At 77.4% G+C, this 23,049-nt stretch carries 22 protein-coding genes; 21 read left to right on the top strand and 1 reads right to left on the bottom strand.

What is annotated here, in order from left to right:
• The 21 genes from MNZ29_RS14085 to MNZ29_RS13985 all read left to right on the top strand — a co-directional run.
• A partial coding sequence (locus tag MNZ29_RS14085) for a CbiQ family ECF transporter T component (RefSeq protein ID WP_242355605.1) occupies positions 1 to 265 on the top strand: 265 nt, incomplete at its 5' end.
• On the top strand, positions 259 to 1,074 hold the full coding sequence (locus MNZ29_RS14080) for an energy-coupling factor ABC transporter ATP-binding protein (protein WP_242339032.1): 816 nt from the start codon (positions 259 to 261) through the stop codon (positions 1,072 to 1,074). The genes MNZ29_RS14085 and MNZ29_RS14080, both read left to right, overlap by 7 nt.
• Positions 1,053 to 1,847 carry a sirohydrochlorin chelatase gene (locus MNZ29_RS14075; protein WP_242339030.1) on the top strand — a complete coding sequence of 265 codons (795 nt, stop codon included), beginning with the start codon at positions 1,053 to 1,055 and terminating at the stop codon, positions 1,845 to 1,847. The genes MNZ29_RS14080 and MNZ29_RS14075 overlap by 22 nt, the downstream gene beginning before the upstream one ends.
• Complete coding sequence (locus tag MNZ29_RS14070) at positions 1,844 to 2,953, top strand: cobalt-precorrin-5B (C(1))-methyltransferase (protein WP_242339029.1); 1,110 nt, start codon at positions 1,844 to 1,846, stop codon at positions 2,951 to 2,953. Before MNZ29_RS14075 ends, MNZ29_RS14070 begins: the two co-directional genes overlap by 4 nt.
• Complete coding sequence (locus tag MNZ29_RS14065; protein ID WP_242339027.1) at positions 2,950 to 3,573, top strand: precorrin-8X methylmutase; 624 nt, start codon at positions 2,950 to 2,952, stop codon at positions 3,571 to 3,573. Before MNZ29_RS14070 ends, MNZ29_RS14065 begins: the two co-directional genes overlap by 4 nt.
• Entirely contained in the window at positions 3,570 to 4,814 is a 1,245-nt protein-coding gene (gene cbiE / locus MNZ29_RS24985) for a precorrin-6y C5,15-methyltransferase (decarboxylating) subunit CbiE (RefSeq protein WP_242339025.1), read from the top strand. Before MNZ29_RS14065 ends, cbiE begins: the two co-directional genes overlap by 4 nt.
• Positions 4,811 to 5,527: a precorrin-2 C(20)-methyltransferase gene (cobI, locus tag MNZ29_RS14055; protein WP_242339023.1), complete on the top strand. Its 717-nt coding sequence runs from the start codon at positions 4,811 to 4,813 to the stop codon at positions 5,525 to 5,527. Before cbiE ends, cobI begins: the two co-directional genes overlap by 4 nt.
• The gene (locus MNZ29_RS14050) at positions 5,524 to 6,621 is read left to right on the top strand and encodes a cobalt-precorrin 5A hydrolase (RefSeq protein WP_242339021.1); all 1,098 of its coding nucleotides are present in this window, start codon (positions 5,524 to 5,526) and stop codon (positions 6,619 to 6,621) included. The genes cobI and MNZ29_RS14050 overlap by 4 nt, the downstream gene beginning before the upstream one ends.
• Entirely contained in the window at positions 6,621 to 7,415 is a 795-nt protein-coding gene (gene cobJ / locus MNZ29_RS14045) for a precorrin-3B C(17)-methyltransferase (RefSeq protein ID WP_242339019.1), read from the top strand. The genes MNZ29_RS14050 and cobJ overlap by 1 nt, the downstream gene beginning before the upstream one ends.
• Complete coding sequence (gene cobM, locus MNZ29_RS14040) at positions 7,412 to 8,182, top strand: precorrin-4 C(11)-methyltransferase (RefSeq protein WP_242339017.1); 771 nt, start codon at positions 7,412 to 7,414, stop codon at positions 8,180 to 8,182. The genes cobJ and cobM overlap by 4 nt, the downstream gene beginning before the upstream one ends.
• Positions 8,179 to 9,507, top strand: coding sequence for a uroporphyrinogen-III C-methyltransferase (gene cobA, locus MNZ29_RS14035; protein ID WP_242339015.1), 1,329 nt, complete (start codon positions 8,179 to 8,181; stop codon positions 9,505 to 9,507). The genes cobM and cobA overlap by 4 nt, the downstream gene beginning before the upstream one ends.
• The gene (gene cobO / locus MNZ29_RS14030) at positions 9,504 to 10,031 is read left to right on the top strand and encodes a cob(I)yrinic acid a,c-diamide adenosyltransferase (RefSeq protein ID WP_242339014.1); all 528 of its coding nucleotides are present in this window, start codon (positions 9,504 to 9,506) and stop codon (positions 10,029 to 10,031) included. The genes cobA and cobO overlap by 4 nt, the downstream gene beginning before the upstream one ends.
• On the top strand, positions 10,031 to 11,416 hold the full coding sequence (locus MNZ29_RS14025; RefSeq protein WP_242339012.1) for a cobyrinate a,c-diamide synthase: 1,386 nt from the start codon (positions 10,031 to 10,033) through the stop codon (positions 11,414 to 11,416). Before cobO ends, MNZ29_RS14025 begins: the two co-directional genes overlap by 1 nt.
• A complete protein-coding gene (locus MNZ29_RS14020; RefSeq protein ID WP_242339010.1) occupies positions 11,413 to 12,087 on the top strand; it encodes an adenosylcobinamide amidohydrolase in 675 nt (224 codons plus the stop codon). The genes MNZ29_RS14025 and MNZ29_RS14020 overlap by 4 nt, the downstream gene beginning before the upstream one ends.
• Positions 12,084 to 12,641 (top strand): bifunctional adenosylcobinamide kinase/adenosylcobinamide-phosphate guanylyltransferase, encoded by a 558-nt coding sequence (gene cobU / locus MNZ29_RS14015; protein ID WP_242339008.1) that lies wholly within the window; start codon positions 12,084 to 12,086, stop codon positions 12,639 to 12,641. Before MNZ29_RS14020 ends, cobU begins: the two co-directional genes overlap by 4 nt.
• Positions 12,638 to 13,696: a nicotinate-nucleotide--dimethylbenzimidazole phosphoribosyltransferase gene (gene cobT / locus MNZ29_RS14010; RefSeq protein WP_242339006.1), complete on the top strand. Its 1,059-nt coding sequence runs from the start codon at positions 12,638 to 12,640 to the stop codon at positions 13,694 to 13,696. Before cobU ends, cobT begins: the two co-directional genes overlap by 4 nt.
• A 3-nt stretch (positions 13,697 to 13,699) precedes the next feature.
• Complete coding sequence (cbiB, locus tag MNZ29_RS14005) at positions 13,700 to 14,647, top strand: adenosylcobinamide-phosphate synthase CbiB (RefSeq protein ID WP_242339004.1); 948 nt, start codon at positions 13,700 to 13,702, stop codon at positions 14,645 to 14,647.
• Positions 14,634 to 15,695: an aminotransferase class I/II-fold pyridoxal phosphate-dependent enzyme gene (locus tag MNZ29_RS14000; RefSeq protein ID WP_242339002.1), complete on the top strand. Its 1,062-nt coding sequence runs from the start codon at positions 14,634 to 14,636 to the stop codon at positions 15,693 to 15,695. The genes cbiB and MNZ29_RS14000 overlap by 14 nt, the downstream gene beginning before the upstream one ends.
• A complete protein-coding gene (locus MNZ29_RS13995) occupies positions 15,692 to 17,233 on the top strand; it encodes a cobyric acid synthase (protein WP_242338999.1) in 1,542 nt (513 codons plus the stop codon). The genes MNZ29_RS14000 and MNZ29_RS13995 overlap by 4 nt, the downstream gene beginning before the upstream one ends.
• On the top strand, positions 17,230 to 17,973 hold the full coding sequence (cobS, locus tag MNZ29_RS13990; protein WP_242338997.1) for an adenosylcobinamide-GDP ribazoletransferase: 744 nt from the start codon (positions 17,230 to 17,232) through the stop codon (positions 17,971 to 17,973). Before MNZ29_RS13995 ends, cobS begins: the two co-directional genes overlap by 4 nt.
• Positions 17,970 to 18,638, top strand: a complete 669-nt coding sequence (locus tag MNZ29_RS13985; protein WP_242338995.1) for a histidine phosphatase family protein — start codon at positions 17,970 to 17,972, stop codon at positions 18,636 to 18,638. Before cobS ends, MNZ29_RS13985 begins: the two co-directional genes overlap by 4 nt.
• Positions 18,639 to 18,659: 21 nt before the next feature.
• On the opposite strand, the gene MNZ29_RS24980 is transcribed toward MNZ29_RS13985, so the two are convergent.
• Positions 18,660 to 23,000 carry a DEAD/DEAH box helicase gene (locus MNZ29_RS24980; RefSeq protein ID WP_242355603.1) on the bottom strand — a complete coding sequence of 1,447 codons (4,341 nt, stop codon included), beginning with the start codon at positions 22,998 to 23,000 and terminating at the stop codon, positions 18,660 to 18,662.
• Positions 23,001 to 23,049 lie beyond the last annotated feature (49 nt).

The following is a 23,049-nucleotide window of genomic DNA, read 5'->3' as shown; positions in this document are numbered from 1 at the left end:
GGTGCGCGACGCCCAGCGCGCCCGGCTCGGGTACGCCGGGCTCGGGCGCGCGATCGACTCCGCCGGCCAGCTCGCGGGCGCGGTGACGAGCCGCGCGATGGATCGGGCCGCGGCGCTCGCCGACACGGTCGCGGTCCGCGGCGAGCCGCCGGTGGACGCGCTCCCGCCGCTCGCCGCGGGGGCCGCGGGAGGCGCCGCGCTCGTCTCCGCGATCGCGATCGCGCTCGTCGCCTGCGCGCTCTTCGGCGGAGGTCGGCCGTGGTGACGGCGCCGGCGCTCCATCTCGAGGCCGAGACGCTGGGACCGCGCGGCGCCCTCCCGGTGCTGCGCAACGTCCGCATCGTCGTGGCGCCCGGGGAGCGGGTGGCGCTGCTCGGCGGGAACGGCGCGGGGAAGACGTCGCTGCTCCGCGCGATCATGGGGCTCGCTACGGTCCGCGGACGCGTCGAGGTCCACGGCCGGCGCGTCCGGCGTCCCGCCGACGCCGTCGCCGCGGGAGCCGGGCTCCTCTTCCAGGACCCGGCCGATCAGCTCCTCGCGCCCACCGTCCTCGAGGACGCGATGATCGGCCCGCGCCACGCGGGAGTCCCGCGCGACGAGGCCCGCCGCCGCGCGGAGGAGGCCCTCGCGGCGGTCGGGATCGCCGGTCTCGGCGGCCGCGCCGTCGAGGCGCTCTCGACCGGCGAGCGGAAGCGGGCGGGGCTCGCGGGCGTCCTCGCGCTTCGCCCGTCCCTGCTGCTGCTCGACGAGCCGACCGCGGGCCTCGATCCCGCCTGCGAGCTCGCGGTGGCGCGCCTCCTCGACGAGGTCGCCCGGGCGCGCGGCGCCGCGCTCCTCGCGGCGACGCACGCGGTCGACGTCGCGCCGCTCTTCGCCGAGCGCGCCGTCGTGCTCGGGGAGGGGGGCGTCCTCGCCGACGCGCCGCTCCGTGACGTGCTCGCCGACGGCCCGCTGCTCGCGCGCGCGGGGCTCCGGTCGCCCTGGATCTCCCAGGTCTGGACCGCGCTGCGCGGCCCGGGTCGCGCTCCGCTCACCCTCGACGAGGTCTTCACGTGGAACGCACCGCGGTCCTGATCCTCGGCCATGGCAGCCGGGTCGCGCGCGCGAACGCCGAGTTCGAGGCGCTCGTCGGCGCCTTCCGTCGTCGCCGTCCCGACCTGGACGTCGGCCACGCCTACGTCGAGCTGGCGGCACCGCTCCTCGCCGACGCCCTCGCCGCGGCTGCGGCCCGCGCGGACCGCGTGGTGCTGCTGCCCATGTTCCTGCTCACGGCGGGACACCTGAAGGACGACGTCCCCGCGGCGCTGGCGGCGGCGCGCGCCGCGACCCCCCGCGTCCGGTTCGACGCAGCGGGTGCGCTCGGGGTGGTCAACCGGATGACGGAGCTCGTTCTCGCGCGCAGCGCGCAGCAGGTGCCGCTCCGCGGTCCCGAGGGCGCTCGCACCGCGCTCCTCGTGGTCGGTCGCGGCTCGAGCGACCCGGACGCCAACTCGGACCTGTGCAAGCTCACCCGCATCCTCGGCGAGCGGGCCGGCTTCGCCCGCGCCGAGCCCTGCTTCATCGCCGTGACGTCGCCGCTCTTCGAGCGCGCGGTCGAGGACCTCGCGAAGGTCCACGACGGGCCGATCCTGGTGCAGCCCTACTTCCTCTTCGAGGGGCTCCTCATGCAGCAGCTCGCGCGCGAGGTGGCGGCGTTCCGCTCCCGCCACCCCGGGCGCCGCGTGGCACTGGCGCCGCATCTCGGCCCCGACGCGCGCCTCGTCGACCTCCTCGAGGAGCGGCTCGCGGAGGTGCTGGGGCAGCGCGCGCGGCTGCCCTGCGACACCTGCCCGCGCTCCGCCGCATGACCGCCCACGCGAACGACCGCCCGGCCACGGCCGGGCTCCGGACCGGGTACACGACGGGCGCGTGCGCCGCCGCCGCCGCGCGCGCCGCGGCGCGATACCTGGTGCGCGGCACCGCGCCCCGCGAGATCGGGATCGTGCTGCCGAACGGACGCCCTGCGTCGTTCCCGGTGGCGCACGCCGAGATCATCGGCGCGGCCCGCCGGTGTGCGGTCGAGAAGGACGCGGGCGACGATCCGGACGTCACGCACGGTGCGTGGATCGTCGCCGACGTGGAGCCCGCGCCCGGCGGCGTCGAGATCCGCGGCGGGCCCGGCGTCGCGACCGTCACGCGGCCGGGCCTGGGGCTCGAGGTGGGCGCTCCGGCGATCAACCCGGTGCCGCGCCGGAACATCTCGGACATGGTGCGCGCGGAGCTGGCGGGGAGCGCCGTCGCCGGCGCGCGCGTCACCGTCTCGGTCCCGCGCGGCGAGGAGATCGCGCGCGGCACGATGAACGCGCGCCTCGGGCTCCTGGGCGGCATCTCCATTCTCGGGACGACCGGCGTGGTGCGCCCGTTCTCGACCGCGGCGTGGCAGGCCAGCGTCGCGGCGGCCATCGACGTCGCGCGCGCACGGGCGCTGGACACGCTCGTGCTCACGACCGGCGGCCGCACCGAGGCGCACGCGATGCGACTGCGCCCGGGGACTCCCGAGGCGGCGTTCATCCAGGTCGGCGACGCGGTGGGCGCCGCGCTGCGGCACGCCGCCCGGCGCGGGATCGCGCGGGTCGAGCTCGTCGCGATGGTCGGGAAGATGTCGAAGCTCGCCGCCGGGTCTTTCCAGATCCACGCCTCGCGGTCGGAGGTGGACCTCGGGTTCCTCGCCGCGGTCACCGCGGAGCTCGGCGCCGCCGCGGCGGTCCTCGCCGAGGTGGCCGCCGCGAACACCGCCCGCGAGGCGCTCGGCGCGTGGAGGCGGGCGGGGATCGAGACGGACGTCGCGGCGGCGCTGTGCCGGCGCGCCGCCGCGCGCTGCGCCGCTCACGCGCCGCCGCTCCACGTCCGGACGGAGCTGGTCGGGTTCGACGGAGCGGTGCTCGGGCGGGGCGCCGCGGAGGCGGAGCGATGAGCGAGCGGATCGTGGCGGCCGGCCGGCGCATCGAGGAGGAGAGCCTCGCGATCATCGACCGCGAGGCCGGCGCGCACGGCTTCCCACCCCGCGCGTGGCCGGTCGTGCGCCGCGTGATCCACGCGACGGCCGACTTCGAGTTCCAGCGAACGCTGGAGCTGCACCCGGACGCCGTGGAGGCGGGAGTCGCGGCGCTCCGGGCGCGCGCCGCGATCGTCGCGGACGTGCGCATGATCGCGGCCGGGCTCCCCCGGCTCGAGGTGCGTTGCCTCATCGGCGACGCGGAAGTCGCGGCGGCGGCGCGCGAGGGCGGGACCACGCGGGCGGCGGCGGCGATGCGGAAGGCCTCTCGCCTCGGGCTCCTCGACGGCGGCGTCGTGGCGATCGGGAACGCCCCGACCGCGCTCGCGGAGCTGCAGCGGCTCGTCGAGGCGGGGGTCGCCAGTCCCGCGCTCGTCGTGGCGGTGCCGGTGGGCTTCGTCGGGGCGGCGGAGTCGAAGGAGGCGGCGCGCTCGCTGCCCGTGCCGTGGATCGTGGCCCGCGGGCGCAAGGGCGGGACGCCGGTCGCGGTGGCCGTGCTGAACGCGCTCGCGATCCTCGCCGCGGAGGATGACGCGTGAGGCGTCCGGTCACGGTAGTCGGCATCGGCGCCGATGGCTGCGCGGGACTCTCGAGCCGCGCGGTCGGTGCGGTCGCCGTCGCGGACGTGCTCGCGGGCGGCGAGCGGCACCTCGCCGCGTTTCCACAGTTCCGCGGCGAGCGCGTGGTGCTCGGAAAGGAGCTCGCTCACGCCGTGGAGCGCATCGCGGCGCTCGCCGACGAGCACGCCGTGTGCGTCCTCGCCTCGGGCGACCCGCTCCTCTTCGGCGTCGGCGCGCGACTCGTCGACCGGCTCGGCGCGGAGCATGTCGAGATCCTGCCCCACCCGAGCTCGGTGCAGTGGGCCTTCGCGCGCGCCGGGCTCGCCTGGGACGACGCCGCGATCCTGTCGGTGCACGGCCGGCCCCTCGCCGGAGTCGCGGCGCGCGTGCGTCGCGCGCGCAAGGCGGCGCTCCTCACGGGGGGCGCCGCGACCCCCGCCGCGGTCGCGCGCCACCTCCTCCGGTACGGCGAGCGCGGGCTCGCCGCGTGGATCTGCGAGGACCTGGGCGGACCGGGCGAGCGGGTCCGCCGGTTGGCCTCGCTCGAAGACGCGGCCGCCTGCGAGGACGTCGGCGCCCTGGCCGTGCTGCTGCTCGCCCGGACGGACCCGGCGTGGCGCCCGCCCCCAGCGCTGCCGTTCCTCCCGGAGGACGCGCTCGACATGCGCCGCCCGCGCACCGGCCTCGTGACGAAGCGCGAGGTGAGAGCGCTCGCGCTCGCGGCGCTCGCGCTCCGGCCCGACGCGGTGGTGTGGGACGTCGGCGCGGGATCTGGCTCGATCGCCATCGAGGCGGCGTCGCTCGCTCCGGAGGGGCGGGTGTTCGCGATCGAGCGCGACCCGGAGTCGGCCGCGCACTGCCGCGCGAACGCTCGCCGTCACGGGATGGATCACGTCGCGGTGGTGGAGGGGGCGGCGCCGGCGGCGCTCGACGGGCTCGCGGCCCCGGACGCGGTCTTCGTGGGGGGCGGCGGGCGCGGGCTCCCGGCCATCGCCGCGGCCACGCTCGCCCGGCTCCGCCCAGGCGGCCGGGTCGTGATCGCCGCGGTGACGCTCGAGACGCTCGAGGACGCGCGCCGAGCGCTGGCGGGCGCCGGGATCGCACCCGAGGTGACGGCGGTCTCGGTCGCGCGCGGCGCGCCGCTCGCTGGGCGCACGCGGCTCGGTCCGCTCTCGCCGGTGTTCCTCGTGGCCGGGAGCATCCCCTTGGAGCCAGCTTGAGCGCGACCCTGTACGGCGTCGGCGTCGGTCCGGGCGCCCCCGACCTCCTCACCCTGCGCGCGGTCGCGGTGCTTCGCCGGGCGGCGGTGCTGGCCGCCCCCCGGCCCTCCGAAGGCGGCGCATCGCTCGCGCTCCGCACCGCGCGCGAGGCGACGGGCGAGGTGCCGGGACAGGAGACGCTCCCGCTCACCTTCCCGATGACCCGCGACCCCATCGCCCGGCGCGCCGCGCGCGATGCCGCCACGGGCGCCGTCCGCGCCCGGCTCGTGGCGGGGCGCGATGTCGCGTTCGTCACCGAGGGTGACCCGCTCCTGTACAGCACGTTCCTCGACGTGCTCGACGCCGCGACCGGCCTCGGCGCGCGCGTCGAGGTGGTCCCCGGCGTCTCGTCCATCACGGCGGTCGCCGCCGCCGCCCGCGTTCCGCTCGCCGACGGCGACGACCGGGTCGCGGTGCTCCCCGCGTCCCGCGCGCTCGAGGACCTCCCCCGGCTCGCGCGCGACTTCGAGACGCTGCTCCTGCTCAAGGCGGGGCGGCACCTCCCCGAGCTCCGCGTCGCGCTGTCGCGCGCGGGGTGCGCGGAGCGGGCGTGGGTCGTGGCCGAGGCGTCGAGGCCCGGCGAGCGGGTCGCGCCGCTCGCGGACATGGACGCGCTCCCGCACGGCTACTTCACCACGGTGCTCGTGCGGACGCGGGCGGGGGAGGGCGCGTGACCCGGCGCCTCGCCGTCCATGCCGTCACTCGCGGCGGCGCGGCGCTGGGCGCGCGCGTCGCCGGCGCGCTCGGCGGGGAGCTGCTCGTCGCGGAGCCGGTCGCGTCGGCGGCGCCGGGCGCGCGCACGTTCCCGCTGCCCATGCGCTCGGCGGTGGCCCGTGCCTTCGCCGAATACGACGGTCACGTGTTCGTGCTCGCGGTCGGCGCGACGGTTCGCCTCGTGGCGCCGCTCGTCGCGAGCAAGTGGACGGATCCCGCGGTGGTGTGCCTCGACGAGGCGGGCCGCTTCGCGGTGGCGCTCCTCTCCGGGCATGCGGGCGGCGCCAACGCGCTCGCAACGGAGGTCGCCCACGCCGTCGGCGCCGCGCCGGTGGTGACCACGGCCTCGGACGCGCGGGGCACGCTGCGCGTCGATCTGCTCGGGCGGGAGCTCGGCTGGACCCTGGAGGATCCGCGCGGCAACGCCACCCGGGCAGCGGCGGCGTTGGTGAACGGGGCGCCGGTGCTCGTGGTGGACGAGGCGGGCGGAGGCGCGTGGTGGCCCGCGGGCGCGCCGCTCCCCGCGAACATCGCGGTCGCGCCGTCGCTCGACGGCGCCGACGCGGCGCGGTGGGCGGCCATCGTCGCGATCACCGACCGCGTCATCCGCGACGAGGCGGTGCTCGCGAGGGCGGTGCTCTGGCGCCCGCGCACGCTCTCGGTGGGCGTGGGCTGCGATCGCGGCGCGTCGGCGGACGCCGTGTGGCGCGCGGTGCGCGACGTCCTCGAGGCGCACGGGCTCGCGCCCGCGTCGATCGGTGCGGTGGGCACGATCGACCTGAAGCGGGACGAGGCGGGGATCGTCGCGCTGGCGGCGCGGCTCGGGTGTCCGCTGCGCCTCTTCGACGCCGCCGCGCTCGAGGCGGCCGTCGGGATCGAGCGGCCGTCGGAGGTCGTCCGGAGGCATGTCGGGACGCGGGCCGTCGCCGAGCCAGCCGCGCTCCTCGCGGCGCGCGCCGCGCGGCTGCTCGTCCCGAAGCAGGTGCGGCGGGACGCGGACGAGGGCCAATCGGTGACGGTGGCGGTCGCGCGCGCCGCGCGGGAGGAGACGTGATGGGCATGGGATCGCTGTCGATCGTGGGGCTCGGGCCCGGGGCGCTCGACCAGCTGACCCCGGCGGCGCGCACCGCCGTCGAGGAGGCCGAGGTCGTCCTCGGCTACCGGACCTACCTCGATCTCGCCGCGCCGCTCCTCGCCGGAAAGGAGATCGTCGCCGGCCGGATGACCGGTGAGACGGAGCGGGCGCGCGAGGCGATCGCGCGCGCGCGGGCGGGGCGGCGCGTGGCGCTCGTGTCCTCGGGCCACCCCGGCGTGTACGGGATGGCGAGCCTGGTCCTCGAGATCCTGCGGGACGCGGGCTGGCGGCCCGGCGACGCGCCGGCCGTGACCATCGTCCCGGGCGTCACCGCGCTCGGCTCCTGCGCGGCGCTCGTGGGCGCGCCGCTCGGCCACGACTTCTGCGCGATCTCCCTCTCGGACCTCCTCACGCCGTGGGAGGTGATCGCGCGGCGGCTGGAGGCGGCGGCCGCCGCCGACTTCGTGATCGGGCTCTACAACCCGGCGAGCACCCGTCGTCGCCGCCCACTCGCGGAGGCCCACGCGCTGCTCGTGCGTCACCGCGGCCTGGCGACCCCGGCGGCGGTGGTGACGGACGCCTTCCGCGGCGGGCAGCGCGCGGTCGTCACCACGCTCGAGCGGCTGCTCGACGAGGAGATCGGCATGACCACCACCGTGATCGTGGGGTCGAGCCGGAGCTTCGCGTTCGAGGGGCTCCTCGTCACGCCCCGCGGTTACGCGGAGAAGTACGGCCGGGCGGGGGCGGGGCTCTCCGCCGAGGAGTCGCGATGACGGTGCACTTCGTGGGCGCGGGTCCGGGCGCGCCCGACCTCGTCACCGTCCGCGGCGCGGACCTGATCGCCCGCTGCCCGGTGGTGATCTTCGCGGGCTCTCTCGTCCCGCGCGTGGTCGTGGCGCGCGCCCGCCCGGACGCGCGCGTCCTCGACTCGGCGGGCATGACCCTGGACGAGATCCTCGCGGAGATGCGCGAGGCGCACGGGCGCGGCGAGGACGTCGCGCGGGTGCACACCGGCGACCCGCTCCTGTTCGGGTCGACCGCCGAGCAGATGCGCCGGCTCGACGCGCTCGGGATCCCGTACGAGGTCGTCCCGGGCGTATCGTCCTTCACTGCCGCCGCCGCCGCGCTTCGCCGCGAGCTCACCGTGCCCGGCGTCTCGCAGACGGTGATCCTCGCCCGCGCCGCCGGCCGGACGCCCGTGCCGGAGGGGCAGGACCTCGCGTCGCTCGCGAGTCACCGGGCGACGCTCGCGCTGTTCCTCTCCGCGCGGCGCCTCGACGAGGCGGTCGCCGCGCTCGCTCCGGCGTACGGCCGGGACTGCCCCGCCGCCATCGTTCACCGCGCGAGCTGGCCGGACGAGCGGGTCATCCGCGGCCGCCTGGGGGACCTCGCGGCGCTCGCTCGCGCGGAGGGCATCGACGCGACCGCGATGGTGCTGGTCGGCCCCGCGCTCGATGCCGAGGGCTTCCCGGCCTCGCGGCTCTACGCGCCGGAGTTCGGCCACGCGTTCCGCGCGGCGCGCACGGAGGGAGAGGGATGAGCGCGCCGCTCCGCATCGCGGTCACCGGCTCGGCCGGCTCCGGCAAGACGACGCTGGCGCGCGCGCTCGCGGCGCGGCTCGGGCTCTCCGTCGTGCCCGAGGAGACTCGCGCCTGGATCGACGGGGGCGGGCATCCGCTCCCAGGGCTCGCGCCCGGCGAGGCGAGGGCGGTCCTCCAGGAGCTCTGGCGGCAGCGGGTGGCCGCCGAGGGCGCCCACACGGAGTTCGTGGCCGACAACTGCAGCCTGGACCTCGCCGCCTACGCGCTCCACCACGGCTGCGCCTCGACGGGCGACCCCGGGACCGGGGCGCTCCTCGAGGCGTCGGCCGCGCACGCCGCCTCGTATGCCGCGATCCTGGTCCTGCCCTGGGGCGTTATCCCGTACGAGCGCGACGGGGTCCGGTCGGCGGAGCCGTATGTCGAGCTGCGATACCAGCTCGTGCTCGAGGGGCTCTTGAGGGCCCACGCCGTGCCCGCGCGCGTGCATCACCTGCCCCCCGGGCTCGACACCCCCGCAGCGCGGCTCGAGTGGGCGTGCGCGGTGGTCGGGCGCGAGCGTCCGCGCGGTGGGCGCGTCGATCTCGTCGGCGCCGGCCCAGGCGATCCCGGCCTCCTCACCGTTCGCGCGCGGGAGCTCCTCCGTGCGGCGGACGTCGTGGCGTACGACGAGCTCGTGCCTCGGGCGCTCCTCGCGCTCGCGCCGCCCGGCGCGGAGCGCCTCCCGGTCGGCCGCCGGTGTCACGGGCGCACCCGGGGGCCGCTGCGGCTCCACCCGGACATCCTCGAGCGCGCTCGTGCGGGGAAGCGCGTCGTGCGGCTCAAGGCAGGCGATCCCTTCGTGTTCGGCCGCGGGGGCGAGGAGGCCGAGGAGCTCGCGGCGGCGGGGGTGCCGTTCGAGGTCGTCCCCGGCGTGTCCGCCGCGCTCGGTGCCGCCGCCGCGGCGCGGATCCCCCTCACGCACCGGGAGGTCAGCTCGGACGTGACCTTCGCGACCGGCCACGACCTCACCCGCTCGGAGGCGCCCGCGCGGACGGACTGGAGGAGGCTCGCCGGGAGCGGAACGCTCGTGCTGTACATGGCCTCGCGCTCGCTGGGCCCGAACCTCGCGCGTCTCGTCGAGAGCGGCCGCCCCGCGACCACGCCGGCCGCCTGGATCTCGGCGGCGACGTGGCCGGAGCAGGAGGTGGTGGTGGGGACGCTCGCCGACCTCGCGGCGCGCGTCGGCCTGCGCGGCGGGGGTGCGCCCGCGCTCGTCGTCGTGGGCGAGGTGGTGACGATCCGGGAGCGGCTCCTCGCGCTCGTGTCCGCCGGGGAGGCCGCGTGACCGGCGCGACCCGCGGGATCCTCGTCGTCTACACCGGCGACGGGAAGGGCAAGACCACCGCCGCGCTCGGGATGGCCTTCCGCGCGCTGGGCCGAAGGCTGCCCGTCGTGGTCTTGCAGTTCGTGAAGGGCCGCTGGAAGACGGGCGAGCGGCTCCTCGCGGAGCGGCTCCCTGGGCTCGAGCTCCTCACGCTCGGCGAGGGGTTCACCTGGAAGGGAGACGACCCGGAGGTGCACGCGCGCGCCGCGCGGGCTGCATGGGCGCGGGCGCGGGAGCTCGTCGCGGCGGGCCGGCACCGGATCGTCGTCCTCGACGAGCTCACGCACGTCTTGAACCACGGGTACGTGAGCTGCGACGAGGTCCTCGCGGCGATGGCGGCGCGCCCGGTCGAGACGACGGTCGTCGTGACCGGCCGCGACGCGCCGTCGTCGCTCGTGGACGCGGCGGACCTGGTGACCGAGATGCGGGCGGTGAAGCACCCCTTCGCGCGGGGCGTGAGGGCGATCGCCGGGGTGGACTTCTGATGACGGCGCCCTTCGAGATCCCGCGGCTCGTCCTCGGAGCGGCGTCGAGCGGCTCCGGCAAGACCACGCTCGCGGTCGCGCTCCTCGCCGCGCTGCGCGGCCGCGGGCTGCGCGTCGCCGCGTTCAAGTGCGGCCCGGACTACCTCGACCTGGGCTACCACGCGCGCGCGGCGGGCGCGCCCTCCCACAACCTCGACGGCTGGATGATGGGGCGGGACGGGGTGCTGGCCACGTTCGCCAGCGCCGTGCGCGGCGCGGACGTGGCGATCGTCGAGGGGGTCATGGGGCTCCACGACGGCGCGTCGCCCGCCTCCGACGCGGGCTCGACCGCGGAGATCGCCCGGTGGCTGGAGGCGCCCGTCGCGATCGTGCTCGACGCCTCCGGGATGGCGCGGACGGCGGCCGCGGTCGCCGGCGGCCTCGCCGGCTTCGATCCGCGGCTCCGGGTCGCGGCGCTCGTGTGCAACCGCGTGGGGAGCCGCGGGCATCTCGAGCTCTTGCGCGAGGCCGTCGCGGCGCCGCCGGTCGTGGGCGGCCTCCCCGCCCGCGCGGACCTCGCGTTCCCGGAGCGCCACCTCGGGCTCGTCACCGCGTCGCGCCGGGTGCTCCCCGACGACCGCGTCGCCGCCTGGGCGCGGCTCGCGGAGGAGTGGCTCGATGTCGACGCGCTGCTCGCAGCCGCCCGGGCGGCCCCGCCGCTCGCGCTGCCGGACCCGGCGCCGAGCCCGCGGGTGGCGTCGCGCTGCCGGATCGGGGTCGCGCACGACGAGGCGTTTCACTTCTACTACGAGGACAACCTCGCCCGCCTCGAGGCGCTCGGCGCGACGCTCGTCCGCTTCTCGCCGCTCCACGACGCGGGTCTCCCGGACGTCGACGGGCTGTACCTGGGCGGCGGCTACCCCGAGGAGCACGCGCCCGCGCTCGCCGCGAACGTCGGGATGCTCCGCGACGTCCGCGCGCTGGCGGCGTCCGGCCGGCCCGTGTACGCAGAGTGCGGCGGGCTGATGGCGCTCGCCGCCGCGATCAGGACCCGCGACGGGCGCGTGCACGCGGGCGTCGGGCTCCTCCCGGGGACCGCCATCGTGCACGAGCGGCTCCAGGCGCTCGGCTACGTCGAGGTGACCACGCGCGCGCCGTCGCTCGCGGGCCCCGCCGGCGCGCGCTTCCGCGGTCACCAGTTCCGCTACTCCGAGCTCGCGGGGGTGCCCGACGCCGTGCCGCGGGTCTACGCCGTCGCGCGCCGCCGCGGCGAGCCGCTCCTGGAGGGCTACGCGCCGGCACCCAACGTCCTCGCCTCGTACGTCCACGCGCATTGGGCGTCGTGCCCGGCCGTGGCGGAGGCGCTCGTCGGCGCCTGCGCCGCGACGCGGGGGGGCGCGCGATGACCGCCGTCCTCGCGCGGGCCGGCGCCCCGGCGCTCGACGGTCGCTGGCTCGTGGTCCGCCTTCCTGGGCCGCACGCGGTCCTCTCCTGGGCGATCGTGAACGGCGGGCGCCGGATCGCGAGCGCGGTCGCCTGGCGCGAGGTGCACGACGGGGAGCTGCGGCCGCCCGTGGATGCCGCGCGGTTCCTCTCCACGCAGCTCGCCGAGGCGGACCTCGCCGACGCGGTCGGCCTCCTCACCAGCGCGGCGCTCTCGCGGCACGTCGTCTGTGAGCGGCGCGCGGGCGAGGTCGCGGCGCGGTGCGTGGCCACGGTGGGGCTCGGGAACGCGCTCCGCGCCGGCGACCCTCCCGGTCCCTCCGGGCGCATCGGGACGATCAACGTGCTGTGTCAGGTCGGAGTGCCGCTCTCCGAGGAGGCGCTGCTGGAGGCGCTCTCCCTCGCCGCCGAGGCGCGCACGCTCGCGGTGCGCGAGGCGGGCGTCGCGAGCCAGATGAGCGGCGCGCCTGCGAGCGGCACCGGCACCGACTGCATCGTGATCGCCGCTCCGGAGCGGCCGAACGGGGCGCGGTACGCCGGGAAGCACACGGCGCTCGGCTACGTGGTCGGCGCGGCGGTGCACGACGCGGTGGCGCGCGGCGCGGCGGCGTGGCTCTCGGAGCGGGCTCGATGAGCGCGGCGGAGATCGTCCTCGTGGGTGGTGGGGTCCGCTCCGGGAAGAGCGCGTTCGCGCTTCACCTCGCGCGCGGGCTCGGCGCTCGCCGGGTCTTCGTGGCGACCGCGCAGGCGTTCGATCGCGAGATGGAGGAGCGGATCGCCGCGCACCACGCGGAGCGCGGCGGCGCGTTCCTCACGGTGGAGGAGCCGCTCGACCTCGCGGGCGCGCTCGAGCGCGCCGACGCCGACGTGGTCGTCGTCGACTGCCTCACGCTCTGGATCTCCAACCTGCTCCTGCGCGGCGACGGCGCCGCCGCCGTCGCGGCGCAGGTCGAGGCCGTCGCCGGGGTGCTGGCGCGCCGCCGCGTGCACGCGGTGCTCGTCACGAACGAGGTGGGCATGGGCGTCGTGCCGGAGAGCGCCCTCGGGCGCGCGTTCCGCGACGCGGCCGGCCGCGCTCACCAGCGGCTCGCCCGCGACGCCGACCGCATCTATCTCGCGACCCTCGGGTGCGTCCTGCGCCTCCGCCCCGGCCCCCTCACCCTCATCCACCCGGAGACCCCACCATGACCTCGCTCGAGACCACCTGCGCCGCGATCCCCCTGCCCGACTCGGCCGCCGCCGCCGCCGTGCAACGCCGGCTCGACGGCAAGACCAAGCCGCGCGGAAGCCTCGGGCGCCTGGAGGAGATCGCCTGCGCGCTCGCCGCGATCCAGGGCACCGCCACGCCGCGCGCGGCCGTGAAGGCGGTGGTGGTGATGGCCGGCGACCACGGGGTCGCCGCCGAGGGCGTCTCGGCGTACCCCCAGGAGGTGACCGCGCAGATGGTCGCCAACTTCGCTGCCGGCGGCGCGGCGATCAACGTGCTCGCGCGGCACGCCGGCGCCAGGGTGATCGTCGTGGACATGGGCGTGAAGCTCCCCATCCCCGGGCTCGCGGGCGTGCGCGACCGGCGCATCGGGGCGGGCACGCGCAACCTGGCGCGCGGCCCGGCGATGACCCGCGAGGAGGCGGCCAGGGCGGTCGAGGCCGGGATCGGCGTCGCTCGCGAGCTCGCCGACGAGGGCGTGCACGTGCTCGGGATCGGGGAGATGGGCATCGGCAACACCACGCCGGCGAGCGCGCTCACCGCTGCGTTCACGGGCCTCCCCGCGGCCGAGGTCACCGGGCGTGGCACCGGGATCGACGACGCCACTCACGCACACAAGGTCGACGTCGTGAATCGCGCGCTCGCGGTGAACCGTCCCGATCCGTCCGACCCGCTCGGCACGCTCGCCGCGCTGGGCGGGTTCGAGATCGCCGGGCTCGCCGGGGTGGTCCTCGGCGCGGCCGCGCGCCGCGTGCCCGTGGTGACGGACGGGTTCATCGCGAGCGCCGCCGCCCTCGCCGCCGCGCGCCTCGCGCCGCGCGCCGCGGACGCGGTGCTCGCGTCGCACCGCTCCGTGGAGGCGGGCCACCGCGCCGTGCTGCGCGCGCTCGGCAAGGAGCCGCTCCTCGCTCTCGACCTGCGGCTCGGCGAGGGGACTGGCGCGGCGCTCGCGTTCCACGTCATCGAGGCCGCCGCCCGCGTGCTCGACGAGATGGCGACGTTCGAGGGCGCGGGCGTCACCGACGCGGGGCGCTGACGAATGTCGCCCGGGCTCCACGCAGCGTCGGTCCTCGCCGGCGCCCTCACGCTCGACCTCGTCATCGGCGAGTTCCCGGCGCGCCTGCACCCGGTCGTCTGGATGGGGTGGGCGATCTCGGCGCTCGAGCGGCGCGCCCCCGTAGCCGGTCGCGCCGGGCCGCTGGCATACGGCGCGGTGATGGCGCTCGCGCTGCCGGCGCTCTTCGCTGGCGGCGCCCTGCTCCTCTGCCTGGCTGCGCGACCGTGGCCGGCGCTCTCGATCGCGGTGGAGGCGATGCTGCTCAAGTCGAGCTTCGCGGTGCGCGCCCTCGGCGACGCGGCGGGCGCGGTGTCGCGCGCGCTCGGGCGGGGCGCGCTCGACGAGGCGCGCGCGGCGCTGCGGGCGCTCTGCAGCCGGGACCCGGACCGCCTGGACGCGCCGCTCGTGGCGGCGGCGGCGGTGGAGTCCGTGGCGGAGAACGCGTCCGACAGCGCGGTCGCGCCGCTCCTCTTCTGGGCGGTCCTCGGCGTCCCCGGCGCGGTCGCGTACCGCGCGGTGAACACGCTCGACGCGCGGGTCGGGTACCGCGGGCGGCACGAGTGGCTCGGCAAGGCCTCAGCCCGGCTCGACGATCTCCTGAACCTCGTCCCTGCGCGCGTCACCGCCGCGCTCCTCCTCGTCGCGGGGCTCGCCTGCGGCGCCGACGCGCGGCGCGGGCTGGCGGTGCTCCTGCGCGACGGCGCCCGGACCGAGAGCCCGAACGCCGGGCGCCCGATGGCGGCGATGGCCGGCCTGCTCGGCGTCGAGCTCGAGAAGGTCGGGCAGTACCGGCTCGGCGATCCGATCCGGCCGGTCACCGCGGAAACCATCTCGGCGGCGTGGCGGATCGCCTTGCTCGCGGCGGTCGCCGCCGCGGCGGTCGGGGTCGCGCTCGCCGCGGCGACGGGGGGATGGCGTGAGCTCGCCTGACCGGCCCCGCGTCCACGGCGGCCCCGTCGCCGCCGAGCTCGCCGCGCTCGGTCTCGCGGCCGCCGACGTGATCGACTTCAGCGTGAACGTGAACCCGTACGGCCCTGCGCCGGCCGTCGCGGCGGCGGCGCGGGGCGCGGACGTCTCGCGCTACCCTGAGCCTCGGGCCGAGACGGTCCGGGCGGCCCTCGCCGCGCGGTGGCGGGTCGAGCCGGGCGGCGTCCTGTTCGCGCACGGCGCGGCGGAGCTCCTGTGGGATCTCGCCCGCCACGTCGCGCGCGCGGGCAGGCGAGCGCTGGTCGTCGAGCCCGCGTTCTCGGAGTTCCGCGCGGGCGTCGCGGCTGCCGGCGGCGACGCGATCGAGTGGTCGCCCGACCCGGCGCGTGGGCTCTCGGTGGACTTCGAGGCGGTGTCCGAGCGGCTCGCGTCCTCGGGCGCCGCCGCCGCCTACCTCGCCTCGCCGACGAGCCCCGCCGGCGCCGCCGTGCCCTCCGCCGACGTCGCGCGCCTCGCGCGCGCACACCCCCACGTCCTCTTCGTCCTCGACGAGTCGTTCCTCGCGCTCTCCGACCGGCACGCCGAGGCGGACGTCACGCTCCCCCTCAACGTCGCGCGCGTCCGCTCCCTCACCAAGGAGCACGCCATCCCGGGTCTGCGAGTGGGGTATCTCCTCGCCGACCCCGGGCTCATCGCCGCCCTCGACGCAGCGCGCCCGACCTGGTCGACGAGCGCCCCCGCGCAGGCCGCCGCGCTCGCCGCGCTCGGCGAGGAACCGTTCGTGGCGGCGAGCCGGGCCCGGCTCTCGGTCGACCGGGAGGCGCTCCGCCAGGGCCTCGCCCGGCTCGGCCTCGAGGCGCCGCCCTCCGTCGCGCCCTACCTCGTGTTCCGCGCCGGCGACGGCGCCGCGTTGCGCCGGCGGCTGCTCGCGCGACGCGTGCTGGTGCGGGACTGCACGTCGTTCGGCCTCCCCGGCTTCGTCCGCGTCGCGGCGCGGCCCGCCCAAGACCGCGAGGTGTTCCTCGCCTCGCTCGAGAAGGAGCTGTCATGACCGCCGCCGTCATCATGGTGCAGGGGACAGCCTCGTCGGTCGGCAAGAGTCTCGTCGTCACCGGCCTGTGCCGGCTGTTCCGGCGGGCGGGCCTGCGCGTCGCGCCCTTCAAGGCCCAGAACATGGCCCTCAACTCCGCCGTGACCGTGGACGGCGGCGAGATCGGACGCGCCCAGGCGGTGCAGGCGGAGGCGGCCGGCATCGACGCCGCCGTCGACATGAACCCGATCCTGCTCAAGCCCGAGGGGGACTCCCGCTCGCAGGTGATCGTGCTCGGCAGTCCATCGGGGAGCATGAGCGCCGCCGACTATCACGCCCGGAAGCCCGAGCTGCGGGCCGTGGTGCGCGAGGCGCTCGCGCGGCTCCGCCTCCAGGTCGACCTCGTCGTGATCGAGGGCGCCGGGAGCCCCGCAGAGGTGAACCTGAAGGAACGCGACATCGTCAACATGGACGTCGCGAAGGCGGCCGGCGCGCGGGTGCTCCTCGTGGGCGACATCGATCGGGGCGGCGTCCTGGCGGCCTTCGTCGGGACGCTGATGCTCCTCGAGCCCGACGAGCGCGCGCTCGTGGGCGGCTTCCTCGTGAACAAGTTCCGGGGCGACCTCAGGCTCCTCGAGCCGGGGCTCGCGTTCCTGCGCGAGCGGACGGGCGTGCCGGTCGCGGGCGTGCTCCCGTACCTGCGCGGGCTGCGGATCTCGGAGGAGGACTCGGTCTCGCTCGACCATCGCTGGCGGACCCGACGGGCCGCGCCGGGCGAGCTGGAGATCGCGATCGTGCGGCTCCCGCGCATCTCGAACTACGACGAGTTCGACGCGCTCGAGCACGAGCCGGGCGTGGTGGTGCGCTACGTCGATCGGCCGGAGGAGCTGCGCGGCGCGGATCTCGTGATCGTTCCGGGATCGAAGAGCACCGCGGCGGACCTGCGCTGGGTCCGCGAGAGCGGCGTCGCGCCGGCGCTCCGGGAGCGCGCTGCGCGAGGCGAGCCGGTCCTCGCGGTGTGCGGTGGCTGCCAGATGCTCGGCGACGCGCTGCTCGACCCGGATGGCGTGGAGTCGGATGAGGCCGAGGTGGCCGGGCTCGGGATCCTTCCGATCGTGACTCGCTTCCGGCGGCAGAAGACGACCGCGCGCGTGCGCGCGCACGCGGCCGCCAGGCTGCTCGCCCCCGCCGGCGGCGGCGAGGTGCGCGGGTACGAGATCCACATGGGAGAGGTCGAGCGGCTCTCCGGAGCGCCGGCGCTTCGGCTCGTCGCGCGGAACGGGGCGGCGTGCGATGCGGAGGACGGGGCGGTGTCGGCGGACGGCGCCGTCGTCGGGACGCTCGTCCACGGCGTGCTCGAGGACGACGCAGTGCGCGCGGCGCTGCTCGCGCGGCTCCGCGACCGGCGGAGCCTCGCCGCGCCCGCGGGCCCGCTCATCCCCAGCCGCGATGCGGAGTACGACCGGCTCGCCGACGCGCTCGCCACACACCTCGACTGGGAGCTCCTCTGCGGGCTCGCGGGCGTCAGGGTCGCCCGGCCGGCGGCGGTGGGCGCGTGAGCCGGCTCGCGGTCGCGCTCGCGTTTCTGACGCGGCTCCCGGCGCCGGTGCGGGCGGAGGCGGGCGCGCGCGAGGTGGGGCGCGCGATGCTGTTCTTCCCCGCGGTGGGCGCCGCGCTCGGCGCGGTCCTCGCTGCCGCCGGCCTCCTCCTCGTCCGCGCGCTGCCGCCGCCTCTCGCGGCGATCCTCGTCGTCGCGCTCGGGACCGCGATGACGGGCGCGCTTCACCTGGACGGCCTCGCCGACACCGCCGATGGGCTCGGAGGCGGAAGGAACGCGGAGGACGCGCTGCGGATCATGCGCGATCACGCGGTGGGCGCCTACGGCGCCGCGGCGCTCGTCCTCGCGCTGCTCGTGAAGGTGGCCGCGATCGCGGCACTCCTCAGTCGGCCCGGCGCCGCCGCATGGCTCCCGCTCGCGGGCGCGCTGTCGCGCTGGGTGCTCGTGCCTGTCGCCCGCCTCGCGCCGAGTGCGCGGCCCGACGGGCTCGGGGCCTCGGTGGCGGCGCACGTCGGCCCGCCCGAGGTGGCCGGCGCGACGGCGCTCGCGCTCGGCGTCGCGCTCGGCCTCGCGGGAGTCCGGGGCGCGGTGGCGTGGGCGACGGTCGCGCTCGCCGGCGCCGCGTTCGCCGGGTTTTGCCGTCGCCGCATCGGCGGGATGACCGGCGACACGCTGGGGGCCACGGGCGAGCTCGCCGAGGCGCTCGTGCTCGTGCTCGGCGTGGGGCTGGCGGCGCCGTGATAGCCCCGCGGCCGAGCGGCGCGACGCGCGTCATCCTCGTGCGGCACGGCGAGGCGGCGATCGAGCCGGGGCGGATCTGCGGGCGGCTCGATCCGCCGCTCTCGGCGGCGGGAAGGGCGCGGATCCGCCGGGTGGCGCGCTGGCTCCGCGAGATCGAGGTCGCGGCGGTGTGCGCGAGCCCGGCGCGGCGTGCAATGCAGACGGCGCGGCTCCTCGCCGCCGGCCGCTCGCTCGGGATCGAGCAGGTGCCGGGACTCCGGGAGGTGGACTTCGGCGCGTTCGAGGGGCTCACCTGGGAGGAGGCACGAGCGCGCGACCCGGAGACCTGCGCCGCCTGGCTCGCGCGCCCGCACGAGGTCACGTTCCCCGGCGGAGACGGGTTCCCGGGCATTTCGGCTCGTGCCCTCGAGGCGATGGCCGCTCTCCGCGCGAAGCACCCCGGCGAGACGGTGCTGGTGGTCGCCCATGCCGGCGTGAACCGGGCAATCCTGGCGGACGCGCTCGGGATGGAGGCCGCGGAGTCGTTCCGCATCGATCAGGTGCCCGGCGCCGTGAACCTGCTCGACTGGTTCGAGAGCGGCGCCGTCGTTCGGCTCGTCAACGGGGGTCCCGGCCGCGCTGGTCCGGACCCGGCCCCCCGGCCCCCGGTTCCCGGGGCGCGCTAGGAGGTATCGCCGCCGTCACCATCACCCCGTCCCCGCCTGCGTGCCCTGCACGATCGCGGCGACGGGAACGCCGCCCTCGAGCATGACGCGGCTCCCTGGCGCGGCGGGAATGCGCGGCCCGGGAGTGAGGATGCCGGCGAGGTTCAGCGGGTCGGACGCGGAGAGGTCGAGCCGGTCGGGGTTCCCATCCCCCGCGCGCCGCGCGGCGCGGAGCGCGTCCACCGCTTCCGGCAGCGCGAACTGCTCACCGCTGAAGCCCACCACGAAGCGACCGCCGCGGATCTCACCGCGCGCCTCGAGCGACCGGTAGACGCGGACGAGATCGCGCCAGGGCGGCGGGCGAGACTCGCGAGCCAGGACATCGCGGAAGACGACGCCGTAGCGGCGCAGGTACTGGCGCGCCACGCGGTCGAGCGTCTCCGGGGAGAGGTCGCCGTCCGTCCCGCGTCCGGCGGTACGTGGCGCGGAACTCTCGGTCGGGCGGGACGAGCTCGAGCCGGCCGCGACGCGGTCCGTGGGACGAAGCGCGGAACTCTCGGTCGGGGTCGGCCTCAGCAGCGCCCACCGTCCCCCCGCGCTCCCCGGCCGGACGACCCGGCCGCGCGGCGGCGGCGCGATGAGCGTGCGAAGCCCGGCGAACCCGTCGCAGGTCACGAGCCCGGCGGAGACGAGCTCCCACAGCGCCTCCTCGGTCTCCCCCGCAGGCGCGCCGACGGCGGCCGCGAGCTCGGCGAGGAACGAGGCGCCACGCCGCGCGAGCACCGCGACGAGCGCGCCCGCGATCTCGCCGAGCGGCGGTCGCTCGGGCGCGATGGCCTCGAGCAGCCAGGGGAGCTCCTCGCGCAGCGCGAGCGTCACCGGGGCCGAGCGGGTGGGGGCGCCCTTGCGGCGCGGCGGGCCGTCCTGCGGCGGCGCCACGTGCAGCCGGCCCCAGGCGACCTCACCGGACGAGCACAGCCCGTCCAGCATGCCGGGCTCGTAGCCGGCGACGCGCGCGGGCAGGAGATCGCGCTCCCACGCGCCCGCGGCGGCGTGAAAGCCCTGGAGCTGTCCCAGGACCTCGGCGAGGCCCCGCGCGCCGTGGAGCCGCGTGCCCGGCGCGACGTGCTGCCAGCGCGCGAGGAAGCGGAGGAACACGGCGGCGCTGGCGGGCTCGATCTCGCGGCGCAGCCGGCCGAGGGTGAGGCGGTGGATGCGCGCGAGCACGCTCCGCTCGCACCAGTGCGGCGCGTCGGCGGACCAGGGCGATCCGGCGAGGAAGGAGCCGCGCAGGACGAGCCCCTCGGCCTCGAGGCGGAGCAGCGCGGACGCGGCGGCGCTTTCGGAGAGCCCGATGCGCCCGGCGAGGTCGACGGCGGTGGTGGGGCCGAGGTGGGTGACCCAGCCGCGGACGAGGGCGAGGACCGGATCCTCGGGGATGCGCTCGGACGCGAGCGGGGAGAGGGGAGGGGAGAAGGTCGGGTTCGAGGTCGGGCTCGCGGTCGAGGTCGAGGTCGAGGCGCTCAGCTCCCCCGCCGCCCCCCTCGCCGTTCCCACCCGCTCCGCCGCCACCCACCACCGGCCCTCACCCACGGTCATCACGGCCGCCCGCCCCGCCGCCTCGAGCTCGCCGAGCCACCGCTCCCATCCGGACGCGGGCGCCAGCGGCAGGATCCCCAGATCGAGGAGCGCGTCGTGCACCTCGTCCGCGTCGCGCGGCGCGGGCCACACCTGCTCGGCGACCTCCGCGATGGCGGCGGGATCGAGCGCGCCGATGCCGCTCGCCTCGGCCGCCGGCAACGACCGCCGCACCGCGACGGCCCGCGCGCGGCGCTCCTCGAGCGGCGCGTCGTCGAGGAACGCCCAGGGCCGGGCGTTGAGGAGCTCGTGCGAGAGCGGCGAGGGCTCGGGCGTGTCCACCGCGAGCAGCCGCACCTCGCCGGCCGCGATCCGCGCGAGCAAGCTCCGGAGCCCGGCCGCGTCCATCGCCTCGGTGAGGCAGTCGCGCAGCGTCTCGCGCACGAGCGGGTGAGCGGGCACCTCGATCGGCCCGCCCGGCGCGTTGTCCTGGCAGGCGACCTGCGCCGGGAAGACCGCGGCGAGCAGGTCCTCGGCGCGCATCCGCGCGATGGGCGGAGGCATGCGCTTGCCCCTGAAGAGGCGGGGGATGGCGAGCGCGCGCGTGGCGTTCCAGCGCCAGCGCACGCCGAACATGGGCGCCTGGAGCACCGCCTGCTCGAGCACCTCGTCGAGCGTCGCGGGCGTGACGTAGGAGAAGATGGTCTCGAGCGGGAACGCGTGCTGCGGCCCGAGCGAGAGGAGCACGCCGTCGTCGGTCGCGGCGGCCTGCAGCTCGAAGTCGAACGTGCGGCAGAAGCGCTTGCGGAGCGCGAGCCCGAAGGCGCGGTTGGTGCGCGCGCCGAACGGCGCGTGCAGGACGAGCTGCATCCCGCCGGCCTCGTCGAAGAAGCGCTCCGCGACGAGCGTGTCCTGCGTGGGCAGCGCGCCGAGCGCCGCGCGCCCCGCCGCGAGGTAGTCCACCACCTGGCGCGCGCCCGCCTCGGGCAGCGCCGCCTCCGCCGCGAGCCAGGCGACGGCCGCCTGGGGGTCGGCGAGGCGCGGCTCGAGCTCCGCGCGCAGCGCCGACACCTCCGCCGACAGGGCGCCGCTCCGCCCCGGCGCCTCCGCGTTCCAGAACGGGACGCCCGGCGGAGCGCCGTGGGCGTCCTCGACCCGGACGATCCCGGCCTCCACGCGCCGGATCATCCAGGAGGTCGTGCCGAGCAGGAACACGTCGCCCGCCAGGCTCTCCACCGCGAAGTCCTCGTCCACCTGCCCGATGGTCACGCCCTCCGGCTCGGCCACCACGGCGTACTGCGCGGTGTCGGGGATGGTCCCGCCGCCGGTGAGCGCGGCGATGCGCGCTCCGCGCCGCGCCTTGACGCGGCCGTGCACGCCGTCGCGGTGGAGGAGCGCGGTGGTGCGGCCGGGCGTGGTGGCGATCCCCTCCGAGAGCATCTCCACCACCGCGTCGAAGTCGGCCCGCGCGAGGTCGTGGTACGGCCAGGCGCGCCGCGCGAGCGCGTAGAGGCGGTCCTCGTGGATCGACCCGCAGGTCGCCTCGGCCACGAGCTGCTGGGCGAGCACGTCGAGGGGCGCGGCCCGCACCGCGACGGGCTCGAGGCGCGCCCGCCGGAGCCCGCGCACGAGCGCGGCGCACTCCACGAGCTCGTCGCGGCTCATCGGGAAGAGCCGGCCCTTGGGCGTGCCGCCCCGCACGTGCGCGGCGCGCCCGATGCGCTGGGTGCCGGTGGAGATCGCCCCCGGCGAGCCGAGCTGGACGACGAGGTCCACGTCGCCCACGTCGATGCCGAGCTCGAGCGAGGCGGTCGCCACCACCGCGCGCAGCGCGCCCGCCTTCAGCCGCTCCTCCGTGGCGAGCCGGCGCTCGCGGGAGAGGCTGCCGTGGTGCGCCGACACGGCGCCCTCCCCGAGCCGCTCCACGAGCGCGTGCGCCGCCCGCTCCGCGAGCCTGCGGGTGCCCACGAACACGAGCGTGGAGCGGTGCTCGCGGATGAGGTCGGCCACCCGGTCGTAGGTCTCGGCCCACAGCTCCCTCGAGGCGACCGACGAGAGCTCGTCGCGCGGGACCTCGATCGCCACGTCGAAGCGGCGCCGGCGGCCGACCTCCACGATCGCGCAGCGCGGACGGCCCCGCGGATCGACCCGCTCCGAGCCGACGAGGAAGCGCGCCACCTCCTCCACCGGATCGACCGTGGCGGAGAGGCCGATGCGCTGGGGCCGCCGCCGCGCGAGCGCCTCGAGCCGCTCGAGGGAGAGCGCGAGGTGCGCGCCGCGCTTGTCGCCCGCGAGGGCGTGGATCTCGTCCACGATCACCGCCTCGACGTCGCCCAAGGAGGCCCGCCCGCTCTCGCTCGTGAGCAGGAGGTAGAGCGACTCGGGCGTGGTGACGAGGATGTGCGGCGGCCGGAGCAGGAGCTTGCGCCGTGCCGAGGCGGGCGTGTCCCCGGTGCGGACCGCGACCCGGAGCTCGGGCAGCGTGAGCCCGGCCGCGTGAGCCGCGGCGCGGATCTCGGCGAGCGGCGCCTGCAGGTTCCTCGTGATGTCGTTGCCGAGCGCGCGCAGCGGCGAGACGTAGACGACGCGCGTCCGGTCGCCGAGCTCGCCGGCGAGCCCCTCCTTCAGGAGGGCGTCGATGGCGTGGAGGAACGCCGCGAGCGTCTTGCCCGAGCCCGTGGGCGCCGAGACGAGCACGTCGCGCCGCGCGTCGATCTCCCGCCAGGCGGGCGTCTGCGGCTCCGTCGCGTCGCCGAACCGCCGCGTGAACCAGTCGCGGACGACCGGGTGAAAGCTGTCGAGCACGCGCTTCTCTTAAGCGCCCCGCCCGGGCGACGCCCGCGTCTCGGGCTCC

This window comes from Anaeromyxobacter sp. SG64, from assembly GCF_022690745.1.
Classification (GTDB): domain Bacteria; phylum Myxococcota; class Myxococcia; order Myxococcales; family Anaeromyxobacteraceae; genus Anaeromyxobacter; species Anaeromyxobacter soli.
The sequence above is the reverse complement of the archived record's forward strand: the minus strand, read 5'-3'. Positions and strand labels throughout refer to the sequence as shown.